General features: G+C 61.4%; 13 protein-coding genes. 12 read left to right on the plus strand and 1 reads right to left on the minus strand.

The window, feature by feature from the left end:
- From OU694_RS00005 to OU694_RS00015, 3 genes are all read left to right on the plus strand, one after another.
- A partial coding sequence (locus OU694_RS00005; RefSeq protein WP_308908951.1) for a calcium-binding protein occupies positions 1 to 993 on the plus strand: 993 nt, incomplete at its 5' end.
- A gap of 470 nt (positions 994 to 1,463) precedes the next feature.
- Positions 1,464 to 2,504 (plus strand): UDP-2,3-diacylglucosamine diphosphatase, encoded by a 1,041-nt coding sequence (locus tag OU694_RS00010; RefSeq protein ID WP_308908952.1) that lies wholly within the window; start codon positions 1,464 to 1,466, stop codon positions 2,502 to 2,504.
- 44 nt (positions 2,505 to 2,548) lie between these two features.
- Positions 2,549 to 3,667: a glycosyltransferase family 4 protein gene (locus tag OU694_RS00015; protein WP_373460227.1), complete on the plus strand. Its 1,119-nt coding sequence runs from the start codon at positions 2,549 to 2,551 to the stop codon at positions 3,665 to 3,667.
- 9 nt (positions 3,668 to 3,676) lie between these two features.
- Here OU694_RS00015 and OU694_RS00020 read toward each other — a convergent pair whose 3' ends face one another.
- Positions 3,677 to 4,366 (minus strand): helix-turn-helix domain-containing protein, encoded by a 690-nt coding sequence (locus OU694_RS00020; RefSeq protein ID WP_308908954.1) that lies wholly within the window; start codon positions 4,364 to 4,366, stop codon positions 3,677 to 3,679.
- Between the two features lie 126 nt (positions 4,367 to 4,492).
- On the opposite strand from OU694_RS00020, the gene OU694_RS00025 reads away from it, so the two are divergent.
- From OU694_RS00025 to OU694_RS00065, 9 genes are all read left to right on the plus strand, one after another.
- Positions 4,493 to 5,092, plus strand: coding sequence for a hypothetical protein (locus OU694_RS00025; RefSeq protein ID WP_308908955.1), 600 nt, complete (start codon positions 4,493 to 4,495; stop codon positions 5,090 to 5,092).
- Between the two features lie 344 nt (positions 5,093 to 5,436).
- Positions 5,437 to 5,907, plus strand: a complete 471-nt coding sequence (locus tag OU694_RS00030) for a hypothetical protein (RefSeq protein WP_308908956.1) — start codon at positions 5,437 to 5,439, stop codon at positions 5,905 to 5,907.
- Positions 5,843 to 7,132, plus strand: a complete 1,290-nt coding sequence (locus tag OU694_RS00035) for a DNA-packaging protein (protein ID WP_308910587.1) — start codon at positions 5,843 to 5,845, stop codon at positions 7,130 to 7,132. The genes OU694_RS00030 and OU694_RS00035 overlap by 65 nt, the downstream gene beginning before the upstream one ends.
- Positions 7,132 to 8,289: a phage portal protein gene (locus tag OU694_RS00040; protein ID WP_308908957.1), complete on the plus strand. Its 1,158-nt coding sequence runs from the start codon at positions 7,132 to 7,134 to the stop codon at positions 8,287 to 8,289. Before OU694_RS00035 ends, OU694_RS00040 begins: the two co-directional genes overlap by 1 nt.
- Positions 8,282 to 9,220: an HK97 family phage prohead protease gene (locus OU694_RS00045; RefSeq protein WP_308908958.1), complete on the plus strand. Its 939-nt coding sequence runs from the start codon at positions 8,282 to 8,284 to the stop codon at positions 9,218 to 9,220. The genes OU694_RS00040 and OU694_RS00045 overlap by 8 nt, the downstream gene beginning before the upstream one ends.
- An 8-nt stretch (positions 9,221 to 9,228) precedes the next feature.
- Positions 9,229 to 9,687 (plus strand): hypothetical protein, encoded by a 459-nt coding sequence (locus OU694_RS00050; protein WP_308908959.1) that lies wholly within the window; start codon positions 9,229 to 9,231, stop codon positions 9,685 to 9,687.
- A 169-nt stretch (positions 9,688 to 9,856) separates the two neighbouring features.
- Positions 9,857 to 10,990, plus strand: coding sequence for a phage major capsid protein (locus OU694_RS00055; RefSeq protein ID WP_308908960.1), 1,134 nt, complete (start codon positions 9,857 to 9,859; stop codon positions 10,988 to 10,990).
- A gap of 72 nt (positions 10,991 to 11,062) precedes the next feature.
- Positions 11,063 to 12,526 (plus strand): hypothetical protein, encoded by a 1,464-nt coding sequence (locus OU694_RS00060; protein ID WP_308908961.1) that lies wholly within the window; start codon positions 11,063 to 11,065, stop codon positions 12,524 to 12,526.
- A gap of 9 nt (positions 12,527 to 12,535) precedes the next feature.
- A complete protein-coding gene (locus OU694_RS00065; RefSeq protein WP_308908962.1) occupies positions 12,536 to 12,988 on the plus strand; it encodes a hypothetical protein in 453 nt (150 codons plus the stop codon).
- The last annotated feature ends 4 nt before the right edge of the window (positions 12,989 to 12,992 follow it).

Here is a 12,992-nt window from a genome sequence, read left to right on the forward strand (position 1 = left end):
ATCAATGCCGCCGCCCTGATGGAAGGCGCGCAGATCGACCTCAGACCCGGCCAGACCAGCCTGATCGGCGGGGAAGCCGCCTTCAAGGTGGCAGCGGGTGCGGTGATCACCAGTGCCATAGGCACCGATCAGGCCGATACGCTGACGGGCGCCACGGGGGATGAAGCGCTTTACGGCATGCAGGGGAACGATGTGCTCACCGGCGGGGCGGGGGCCGACACGCTGGAGGGCGGGGCCGGCAACGATGCCCTCTGGGCCGGAGCCGCTGACGACGGCAACGATCTGGTACGTGGTGGCGCCGGGGCCGATACGCTCGGGGGCGGGGCGGGCGACGACACGCTCGAAGGTGGACAGGGACGCGATATCCTCTATGGTGGCGCGGGCGACGATCTGCTGTGGTCGGGCGGCGCCGGCAGCACGGGCGATCCGTTCACGGGCATCCTCTGGGGCGGGACAGGCGACGACAGTCTCACCGGGGGCGCCGGGGCCGATACGCTCGGCGGCGGGGCGGGCAGCGACCGGCTTGAGGGCCATGACGGCGCCGACACCCTTTATGGCGGGCCGGGGGACGGCGCCGACACGCTTCTGGGCGGTGCCGGGCGCGATACGCTCTATGGCGGGGCGGGTGCTGACAGCCTCATCGGCGGCGCCGACGAGGACCTGATCTTCAACGGAACCGGGAATGACGCGGTCGATGGCGGCAACGGGAATGACACGCTCTGGGGCGGGGCGGGCGATGACCTGTTGACCGGTGGCACGGGCGCCGACCTCTTCGCCTTTGAAGCCGGCATGGGCAAGGACACGATCACCGATTTCGATACGGGGGATGACCGGCTCGACCTTTCGGGCTTTGCCATCACCAGCACCGCCGCGCTCAAGGCCGCCGCCAGCAGCGTGTCAGGCGGCATCACGATCGAACTCGGCGGGGGTGACAGCCTTATCCTCAAGGGGCTGGCGATGGGCGACCTTGATGAGCTGGTGCTGGTGGGGTGAGTGGTCGCGTCTGCACGCTTTATCAAAAGTCTCTATCACCAGGTAGGCCCTCGAACTGCAAAGGGCGTTTCCACAAAGTGCAAAACATCATTCGGGCAAAACCTCTAAATCCCAAGGCCGTGGCCAAAAAAAAGGCCACGCACGAAGCGTGGCCCAGGCTCAGGGAGGAAACGCCCACGGAGGGCATTAGCGGGTCGCCCCGCCACCTACTAAGATAGAATCTCGGTAGGTAAATGCAAGATCAGCCTACGTCACGAAATATTGAGGACCGGTTAAAAGTCTCCAAATCATTGATTTCGAAAGAATAAAAATTTCTCAGAAAATCAGATTCGAAAGACGAATCGTTGCGGCGCCGTACCGCTTTCATGGAATGGAAGACTGGAGTGAGGCATCGACTCAACAAATTCGCTGTCACAAAAGTGTCAACTCGCTGAAATCCATATGTAATAGGCTTCTGGCATACGGAAGCCATGAAAGCAGCGCATGGTTCGAACAGCAGTTTCCCCGCCCTCGCCGGCCAGCCGGCTCAATCCCGATTTGATGATGACGATATCCTGGCCTTCACCTCCATCGAAGGCGGCGGGCTCGCTGCAGCGCTTGGCGCCAGTGCACTCCTGAGGAGCATCGACGGTGACCGACCGGGTCACGAGGGCGCACACGAGGCGGATGACGATCATGCCAGCAATATTCGACGCAAGGGAAAACGCCACTTCCGGGCGGTTTTCGTGTCCGACGTTCATCTTGGCACCCGTTCGTCACGCGCTGACCTTTTGCACGATTTCCTGAAATCCATCACCTGCGAGAAACTGTATCTGGTGGGCGATATCGTCGATGGCTGGCGGCTCAAGAAATCCTGGTACTGGGATACGCGCCATAATGACGTGATCCGCCGCGTGCTGAAGATGGCGAAATCCGGCACCGAGGTGATCTATATCCCCGGCAACCATGACGAGGGTCTGCGTGGTTTTGTCGGCCACAATCTGGCCGGTGTTACCCTGCAGATGGAGGCGGTGCATGAAGGCCTTGATGGCCGTCGCTTCTGGGTCATCCACGGCGACGAATTCGATGGCGTGGTGAAATATGCCCGCTGGCTCGCCCATGTGGGGGACCATGCCTATTCGCTGCTTTTGAAGCTCAATACCGCCTTCAACCGGGTGCGCCGGTCGCTCGGCTACCCTTACTGGTCGCTGTCGGCCTATCTGAAACACAAGGTGAAGAACGCGGTCGAATATATCGGCAAGTTCGAGGAAGCGGTTGCCCACGAGGCTGGCCGCCGTGGTGTGCAGGGGGTGATCTGCGGCCATATCCACCACGCCGAGCGCCGCATGATCGGCGAGATCGAATATCTGAACGACGGCGACTGGGTGGAAAGCTGCACAGCGCTTGTCGAAACCCCGACCGGCGCATGGGATATTATCCGCTATGCCGATGAAGTGGCGGCGGAAGAAGCCACCCGCCCGCCCCGCGAGGGCCGCAAGCGCCGCGCCGCGCGCGACAAGGTTGCGGCATGACCGTCCCTTTCGCCCCGCGCCTCAAAGGGGCAAACCGCACGGCGATGCGGATATGCATCGTCACCGATGCCTGGCACCCGCAGGTGAACGGGGTGGTTCGCACGCTGGATACCCTGCGACGCACGCTCAGGGCGGAAGGACACCGGGTATTCATGCTGTCGCCCCGGCATTTTACCACCGTGCCATGCCCGAGCTATCCTGAAATCCGGCTTTCCCTGAACATCCCCTTCCGGGTGGCGGCGATGATCGAAGGCTTCCGGCCCGATGCCATCCATATCGCGACCGAGGGCCCGCTTGGCTGGGCGGCGCGGCGCTATTGCCTGAAACACGGACTGCCGTTTACGACCGCCTATCACACCGCCTTCCCCGATTATATTGCGGCGCGGACCCATCTGCCGGCATCGTGGTTCTATCCGCTGTTCCGGCGCTTTCACGGGGCGAGCCGGGGTGTGCTTGTCGCCACGCCGTCGGTGCGGCGCGATCTTGCTGAGCACGGCTTTGAACGGCTGGTGCCCTGGAGCCGCGGGGTGGATACAGGCGTCTTCTATCCCCGCAGCGACGCGGAGGCTGCGGACCTGATCGCGCGCATCTGCCCAGATACGGATATTTCTGCGCTGCCCCGCCCGATCCAGCTTTATGTGGGCCGGGTGGCAGTTGAGAAGAATGTCGAGGCCTTTCTGGCTGCCGATGTGCCGGGGACCAAGCTTGTGGTGGGCGACGGGCCGGCGCTTGCCTCGCTTCGCCAGCGCTTCCCCGCAGCCATCTTCACAGGCGCCCTGTTCGGCGACGATCTGGCAACGGCCTACAGCCTTGCTGATGTTTTTGTGTTCCCGAGCCGGACCGACACCTTTGGCCTCGTGCTGATCGAGGCGCTGGCCTGCGGGACGCCGGTGGCAGCATATCCCGTGCAAGGCCCCGTTGATGTGCTGGGGCCGGAAGGCTGCGGTGGCGGCGCCTTGCCGGCGGGGGTTGGCCCGGCGGCGCGTCCGGCGGCTTGCCTTGACGATGATCTCGCCACCGCCATTCGCGGCGCACTGGCGTTTGACCGGGATGCCTGTCTCGATCTCGCCCGGCGCTTCAGCTGGCAGACGGTGGCCCGCCAGTTTGTGGCATCGCTTCAGGGAATTGCCCGCTTCGCTGCGGAAGCCCGGCCGGCGGCCTGAGCTGTAACCCTAATCCGTATAACGCCGCGTCACCCACAAGACGCCAGCGACGATATCGCCGGTGCTGACACTGTCGCTGCCGGCACTGTCGGCGCGGGCGCCGGGCATCAGGCGGAAAGGCCAGCTTTCATAGGCCGGGTTTGGCTTTTCGGGCAGGGGCACGAGCCAATCCTCGCCGTTTGCGGTGCGGTGATATTGCCGGGCGGCGATGCGGCCGCCGGGGCGGGAGACGAGCAAGATCACGCCCGGTGTCATCGGGAAGAAATGTTTGCGCGGGTCGGCGGCAATGATGAGGCTGCCGGGGCGGATCTCCTGCGCTAGGCTGTCATCCCCCATCAGATAGCAGGAAAGGCCTTCGGGGCTTGTGGCATCAAGGGGGACAGCCACTTCGCGCAGGGCCATGTCGTCGGGCAGGGGCTCCAGCACGCCGCTGCCCGTGAGGCGGCCGCGGATCGGCAGTGTGGCATGCGCGCCTTCCTGCGCCGGGACAGGGGCACCGGCAGCGAGGCTAAGGAGCAATGCACGCACGCTCATGCCCAGCATCTCAGCCATCGGAATCACTTCATCCGACTGGACCTCGCGGGTGCCATTAACGATATCCGAAATGCGTGGCGGTGGCAGGCCGAGGGTCTCGGCCAGATCCTTCAACTTGAAACCCCGCTGTTTGAGGGCATCCTTGATCCAAGGCTGGGTGCGCATGGCGCTATAATTATGGTTCTCGTAAAAAATGTCATTTACTATGGTCGTAAATGGCGATATTTAAAATACGAATAACGAAAATAATTGATCGAATCAAGCTCGGATCAAGAATGAGGACCGACAGCCATGCACTATCTGACCGCTACCGCCCTTCGTGCCCTCGGGCGTGACCTGCCCGTGAAAGCCGACGCCAGCCTGATGGCTGCTTTTGTGGAAGAACGGATGATTGATGCCGTCTGGACGCTGCGCCGGATGCCTGACCGCGAGGCCGGTCTTCTATATTCCCGCCAGATCCTGTGGCCGGACATGAAGGTGGATCGCAATACCGCCGTGCCGGCAGCGCTTGGCCGCGTGGCAACCGCGAAGCGGATACCGGCAGAGCCACGCTCGATCGACCTGATGCAGCCGGTGCTCGATCTTCTCCGCCTGTTGCCGGATGTGGAGGATCGGCGGATCATTTTCTGGGGAGCCTGGCATCAGGATGGCATGCGGCAAGAGCGGATGCCGTGGGCCAAGGTGCGACGCAGCCTGACCGGGCATCTGGGGGGCGAGCGGGCGAGGGGTCTGTCGCGCTGGACCCTGAAGCGGCGCTATGACGATAGCCTTGGATGGATCGCCTGCCTGCTGATCCGCGCTGAATCGGGCGGCCTCACAGATACGTTAACGAATTCGGAAAAAAAGGCTTGCGTAGGCGCGGCCCATCGGGCACCATCCGTCAAGCCATAGTGACCGAATGCGCCCGCCGAAGGGGTTTCCCCTGAGGCGGGCTTTTCTTTGTGGAATCCGGCTTTTTGAGGCCCTGATTCAACGCATTCTGCCCCGTGGCATTCACAATATACAATTCGAGATTTCATTAGGCGCCTTCTGCGTGCATTTGCGGCATGGCATCGAGTCGTCAGTGATTTTTCCCTTCATTCATAAAAAATACGAAATTCGAAAATATTTGTTGCACCCTTTGCGGTGATTTGCTACATAGTGATTATCAGATTGGAAATGTGCGCCCGCCGAGAGCCTGAACGCTCCTGGCGGGCGCTTTCTTTTCCGACTTCGTTTCCGGTGGTGACATTCCCATGACCCTCCCCCCTGCAGCGTCACCGCCGGGCCGGGCGGCGCGGCGACAGGCCTATCTGATCGCACGCGCCGCCGGCGAAACACGTACGGAGGCGGCTGCCTTTGCAGGCGTGTCTCCGTCCACCGTCCGGCGCTGGTCCCGTAGCGACCCCGCCTTCAGGGATGCGGAGGCGGCTGTTATGGCCGGGGCGCTCGACGCTCTGGAGGCGGAGGCTGTGCGCCGCGCCCTCCATGGTGTCGAGAAGCCGGTGTTCAGGGGCGGCGAGCAGGTGGCGACGGTGACTGAGCTGTCGGACGGCCTGTTGACCCTGCTTCTGAAGCAGCGCTGGGCCGAGCGGGAAGCCGAAAGAGCGGCGCGGCAACGCACGGGCCTGCAGGATATGGAAAGGCTGAGACGTGCCCTTTATGAAAAGCTCGCTCGCCAGTTTGTCCCGCCCGGCACTGAAACGACTGATCCGGGGCCTGAGTGATGAGGAAGCCGCGCTCCTGTTCTACGACTGGCCTTTCTGGGCCCGGCCCGAGCAGCTGGCACCGGAGGGCGACTGGCGTTGCTGGCTGGTTCTTGCCGGGCGTGGCTTCGGGAAGACGCGCGCCGGGGCCGAATGGGTGCGTGGTCTTGTTGAAGGTGGAACAGCCACGCGGATCGCCCTTGTAGCGCCCACGCTTGGTGATGCGCGCGCGGTGATGGTGGAAGGCGAAAGCGGTCTTCTTGCGATTTCACCACCCTGGGCCCGCCCGGTGTTCGAGCCCTCGAAACGCCTGCTGACATGGCCGAACGGTGCTGTTGCGACACTTTTTGGCGCCGAAGAGCCCGACCGTTTGCGCGGGCCCCAATTCGATGCTGCCTGGTGTGACGAGCTTTGCGCCTGGGGTCGTGCTGACGAGACGTTTGACATGCTGCGGTTCGGGCTGAGGCTCGGGGCCACACCCCGGCTGCTTGTCACCACCACGCCGCGCCCGATGCCGCTTCTGAAGCGCCTGATGGCGGATCCGGTGACAGCAGTGACACGCGGCAGGACCACCGACAATAGTGCCAACCTCGCGGCCGGTTTTCTGGACGAAATCACCCGCAAATACGGTGGCACCCGGCTCGGGCGGCAGGAACTGGACGCGGAAATTCTGGAAGATACGCCCGGCGCGCTGTTTGCCCGCGACCGTATCGAGGCGCTGCGAGTTTCAGGCCTGCCTGAGATGCAGCGGATTGTGGTGGCGCTCGACCCGCCGGTTACCGCGGGCGAGACGGCCGACGAGTGCGGGCTTGTTGCCGCCGGGCTTGGGGTTGACGGCCATGGTTATGTGCTCGCTGACCGCTCGGTGCGGGGTCTCAGTCCGCTCGACTGGGCGGCGCGCGCGGTGGACCTGTATCACGAATTGCAAGCCGACCGGATTGTTGCTGAAGGTAATCAGGGCGGTGACCTTGTGCCGGCGCTGATCGGGCAGGTGGATGCAACCGTACCGGTGAAACGGGTGCATGCCCGTGTTGGTAAGCGTCTTCGGGCCGAGCCTGTGGCTGCGCTTTACGAGCAGGGCCGAGTGCATCACACCGCTTGCTTCCCTGATCTTGAGGACCAGATGGCCAATTTCACCGGCAGCCTGCCGGGTGGGGCCAGCCCCGACCGGCTCGATGCGCTTGTCTGGGCACTGACCGACCTGATGCTGACCCAACCCGTTAACCTGAACATGAGGATGCTTTGATGCGATTCCTTTCGCGATTGCGCGCCCGGCGGCCCGAGGCAAAAGCGGCGCCGAACCCCCTTCTGGCCCGAACGCTACCCGGTGATGCTGTTGCCACCCCGCGCCGCTATGACCGGCTGGCAAGCGAGGCTTACCAGCAGAATGTGGTGGCGTACCGGGCGATCAATCTGGTGGCGCGCGGTGTGGCGTCGATCCCGCTTGAAGTGATGGTGGGCGAGGTGCCGATGGACCGGCATCCGCTCCTTGATCTGTTGCGGAGGCCAAATCCGAAACTGAAGGGGGCGGGACTTCTATATGAGATGGTCGGCTTCTATCTGATCGCGGGCAACAGCTACGCCCTGAAAATTGGCCCCGAAGGCCGCCCGCCGGGTGAGTTGTGGCTGATGCGGCCGGACACGATGGCAGTGATTGAAGGCGCTGACGGGGTCGCGAGCGGGTACCGGCAATCGGTTCTCGGTCGTCGGCAGATCTTCGACGCCGCAGCGATGCTCCACTGGAAAAGCTTCAATCCGCTGTCGGATTGGTACGGCATGGCGCCTCTTGAGGCGGCAGCGATGGCGATCGACGCGCACAATGAAGGCAGCCGCTGGAATCTTGCCCTGATCCAGAATGGCGGGACGCCCTCGGGTGTACTGTATCAGGAAGAAGGCGGCGTACCGCTGACCGAGGCACAGTTCGCCCACCTGAAGACGCAGGTGGAAGAACGCCACATGGGTCCGGTGAATGCAGGCCGTCCGCTTCTTCTCGAAGGCGGGCTCAAATGGCAGCATATGGGGCTTTCCCCCAAGGATATGGACTGGCAGGCCGCCAAGAATATGAGTGCGCGGGAAATCGCGCTCGCCTTCGGTGTGCCGCCCCAGATGCTTGGCATTCCCGACGCCCAGACCTATTCGAACTATGCCGAAGCGCGTCAATCGGTGTGGGAGGACACGATCATCCCGCTCGCAGCCGAGCTTGTGGGCGAACTCAACGCCTGGCTGGCGCCTGAGTATGGACCGAACGTTCGGTTGATATTGGATCTGGATGAAATTCCGGCGCTGGAGCCGAAGCGACAGGCGAAGTTCGACCGGCTGACCCGGGCCGATTTCCTGACACGCAACGAAAAGCGTGCCGCCCTCGGCTACGGCCCCAATACGAAGGAAGACATGAATGCATGATGTGATCGATCTGAGGCTCGAAGCGAAGGCGGAGGGGCCGGCGGGTGCGTTTGAAGGCTATGGTGCCGTGTTCGGCAATGTGGACCGCGACGGCGACCGCCTGGCAAAGGGTGCTTTCACTGAAAGCCTAAAGGTGCGCATGCCCGCCCTCTTGTGGCAGCATAATGCCAAGGAACCTATCGGCTGTTTCGATCATGTGGCGGAAGATGCGCGTGGCCTGCATGTGAAAGGACGCCTTTCCATGGAGGGGCGTGGCAGGGAAGCCTATGATCTCTTGAAAATGGGGGCACTCGATGGGCTTTCCATCGGCTTCGTGACCCGCGAGGCGAGCCGCGATGCAGCTGCGGGCGTGCGCACCATTTTGAAAGCCGACCTTATGGAAATATCGCTCGTTACCTTCCCGGCGAACGAACTTGCCCGCGTCGCAAGTGTGAAGGCAGCACCGGACCTGGCGAGCCCACGCGGGCTGGAGCGACTCCTGCGGGAAGCCGGCCTGTCGCGCACTCAGGCAAAAGCGGTGACCGCGCAAGGATACAAAGGCCTTGCAGGCCAGCCGAATGAACAGGCGTCCCTTATTGCAAAGATGATGGCCCGGCTTTCGCGCAAGGATGCCGGTGTGGCCAGTGTGGAAGCGCCGCCCGCCCAGTATGGCACCTGGGTGCGGCTTCCGGCAACCGGCTTCGGCGGCGATGATTTCGACTACAGGATCAACTTTTCCGGTACCGGGGAACTCGTCGGCCCCTTCGAACTGGAGGTCGCCTATCAGGGCTTGCATGGCCCCCATATTGCCCGCACTATCGCCGGAGGGTTGAGTGCGCCTTCGGGCAGCCTGACCCTGCGCCTGCCCGGTATTAGCTGGCAGGAGCTGCAGGTTCGGGCCCGAAGCCTTGCGCAATTCGGCCAGCATATAAGGGTGGCCTATTCGGGATAGGGGGAATTATGACGCTGCAGGCACTGACAACAACACTTGTACGGTTTATCGCGCTGTTCTTTTCGCTGCTCGCCTTTCAGGGGCTTGTCTCGGGCCTGCTCATCAGGATTGGCCATGATGGAGCGGCAGGCCGGTATGACTGGCAGCCACAGTTCGATCTTTTTCAACTCGTGCTCGGTATTGCCCTCTGGGTTCTGGCGCCCCGCATCGCACGCTTGATGCAGGAAGGTGCGGTAGAGCCGCACGTTGAGGTGACACCTGATCGCTTCATCAGGGTCGGGGCGTTTCTCCTTGGGCTTTACTGGCTGATCCGCAGCCTGCCGACCGCCCTGTGGGCTATCCTTCATGGTCCGGGCATGGGACAGGGTATCCTGTTCAGCCTAGCGACGCCGGAGATGCTCACGGCCCTTATCGGGGCGATAGTGATGTTTGTCTCAGTCAGGAAGCGGACGGCAGCCGAGCGCTGACCACGATCACCATTCAGTTTTGAAACATGGGCGTCCAATCGGGCGCCCTTTTCTTTTCCGGGCTTTGTATCGCCTGTGCGAAGCAGGGTTGCGGCCTGGTGCCTGCGGACGCGACGGGATGTCGCTTTCAACGGCTTTGCCATCCCCATCAAATTCAAAGGACAGATACATGGAACTCACCGATCTCAAATCGGCGGTGGATGCATATGCTGATGCTGCCGAAACCGGTCTCGCGGCGTTGGAAATGCGTCTCGGCCAGATTGAAACGAAGCTGGCACGGCCTGGCGCCACACCGGACGTCAAAGCGGCCGACGATGCCTCCGTCGCGCACAAGACGGCCTTTTTTGAAGGCTTTATCAGGAAGGGCGATGACGGCGATCTGAGGGCGCTGGAGAAAAAGGCCCTCTCAACTGTTTCCGGCGGCAATAGCGGTTACGGTGTGCCGGGGGCGATCGACACTGAAATCGAGCGGCAGCTCAAGGCCTACTCGCCGCTCCGCCAGATCTGCAAGGTGCGGGTGATCGACACGCCGGACTATAAACGCCTTCTCGGGCAGACGACGGCGGCTTCGGGCTGGGTTGGTGAAGAAGCGGCGCGTGGCGAAACCACAGCGCCGACCTTTCGCGAAATCGCCATCCAGCCCGGCGAACTTTATGCCAATGCGGCGGCAACCCAACGGGCGCTCGATGACCTGCAATTTGACGCCGAAAGCTGGCTTCTTGAAGAAGTCGCTGAGGAGTTTGCCGCCCAGGAAAGCGCGGCTGTTGTCTCCGGTAACGGGGTGAACAAGCCGAAGGGCTTTTTGACCTACGCCATTTCGACCGCAAGCGATGCGGCCCGGGCAGATGACACGATCCAGTATCTGCCGACCGGCGTGGCCGGTGATTTTGCGGCCGAAGATCCGGCTGACATCCTCATCGACCTTGTTCATGCCCTTAAGGCCCGGTATCGCCAGGGTGCCGTATTTCTGATGAACTCGAAGACGCTGTCCGCTGTTCGCAAGTTCAAGGATAGCGACGGCAATTTCCTGTGGCGTCCGGGCCTTCTGGAAGGTCAACCGGGACTGTTGCTTGGCTATCCCGTGATCGAGGCAGAGGAGATGCCGGATGTTACGGCGAACAGTCTTTCAATTGCCTTCGGCAATTTCGAACGCGCCTACACGCTCGTGGAGCGGCAGGGAACCCGAGTGCTGCGGGATCCCTATTCGAACAAGCCGTTCGTGCAGTTTTACGCGACCCGCCGAGTGGGTGGTGCGCTCGTCAATGACGAGGCTCTGAAGCTCGTTCGTTTCGCAGCGTCCTGATTTCAGCGTCTTCCGCAAGCTTCGGACGGCACCTCCGGGTGCCGTCTGCTACCATCATGGCGAGGCACATCAATGGCGACCAATCTTCGTACTATTCATATTGGTGCCGGGCAGGCAACCAATGTGGCCGCTGGCACCTATGCCACATGGGATGAATTCCGTACCTCCCTGATAGCAGGAGACCTGCCGCTCGACCTGCGTGCCGGGACCGGCGCAGACGAAGACTGGGACATTCTTTTCTATGGGGACGGGGTGAACCCGATCTATTTCGGGGAAACGACCAACCTGAGTTTGCATGTGGGCATGGTGGGTGACGAAAACTGCACGCTCACCTTTCGCCCGGCGCCCGGTCATGGATTTGCGGATAATTTGGATGTTTTGAGCGATCCCTTTACGTATGGAGGGAGTAACGGGGTAACAATCCAGCCCTTGTTTGGCAATAGGGTTTTTATCGCTAGTGGCGCGTCTTCCTCGCCGAATATCGTTATTAGAGGGCTTCAGTTTTATAATCCGGATCGTGAAAACTCCAGACTGGTGGCAGGAACCACTGATAGCAGGCTCAGTGTAAGGGGGTGTGTGGTATGGAATTTGATGTGCGGTGAGGCCGTTGAATATGCTGATGGGACTATAGAAAATTCTCTCTTATTTGCCTTCGAAAACGAAACTGATTTAGGTAGAACCATCAATGGTAAGTCTGGCTCAAATATTGAACATTACATCCGCAACAATATCATAGTAGATGCTCGCTCTTCGGTTGTGGGGTCTGCGATTTTTTCATACCACGGCGACACTGGCAAAACAGCTGCGGGAAATATCTTCTGTGGGGCATGGACCAGCCTGCTTGACACCAACAGGACGTGGGTCACCAAAGCGAACCTCATATCGGGTACCACGGATTCTTCCGGGCAGTTCAAAGAGGAAGATGGCAATCGCTTCAATGTGGATCCCCGCGACATCTTTCAGAAATTTACCCCCGGCAGCACCAATCCGGCGGATTTTGACTTCAGGCTGAAAGCGGGAAGTCCTGCAATCGGTGCGGCGGTCGGGTATCCTCTCCCTCTGACAGATATCTACGGACGGATGCGCTCATCGGTGAGCCATATCGGTCCTGCCGAGGTCGTTGCCCAGACCGATACTGAGAGCGTAGATTTTTCAGTACTGCAAGGACATTGCCTTAGCAGTGCAAAACACCCTGAAGTGGTTACTGACACCATCACTGACCAGAGGGCTGCAGCATCTTCAAGAAGCGCAGGTAAAGTCCCTCAGACCTTCGCGGCGGCTAATCTTATCTCAGCAAGCGGGCATATGCCTGTACGTGCGTTGCCGGTACCGGTGATCACAGCCGCAATAATCTTGCCGCTGAAGGGGCAACCGGATTGTCGTGGCTATGCGCCACTGCTGGATATTTCGGTCGTTGGCAATCCGTCCCCTTCAATGGCACGCACGCGCCATGCGCGGAAGCATCGGGCACAGCTTCAGCCTTCGCATCAAGCGCGCGTGGCACGGACTCATCCCCCTAAGCGAACCCTGACATAGGAGACAGCAATGTCCACCGGCCCCTTCACCCTGTTTGATACAACGCTTGCGGGGCTGCTTTCGGGCGCCTTCGGCAATCTCGCCGTCGGCCCCGTGAGTGCAGTCCTGCTGACCGATGCCTACAGCCCCGATCTGGTAGCCGACGCGTCCCTGGCTGACGTTTCGATATTCGAGGTATCGGGTGGTGATTACGCGCCCTTATCGATTTCGTCGCCCGCAATAGTGCCGGTCGCAGGTGGTGCAGCCTTTTCAAGCGGCGATGCTGACTGGGGCGACCCGGTCACGATGCCCGAGGCCAAATATCTGGTGCTGGTGAAGGGTAATGCCGGAAGCCTTGATCCCGGCGATCCGCTCATCGGCTTTGTCGACCTTGACGAGAGCGGCGACGGTGTCGCGAGTGTCAACGGGCGTTTCCGGATCAGCACACCCGTCGGCGGTTGGTTCGACCTGACGCGGGAGTGATGCC

The sequence above is a fragment of the Pseudokordiimonas caeni genome, from assembly GCF_026719705.1.
Taxonomy (GTDB): domain Bacteria; phylum Pseudomonadota; class Alphaproteobacteria; order Sphingomonadales; family Kordiimonadaceae; genus Gimibacter; species Gimibacter caeni.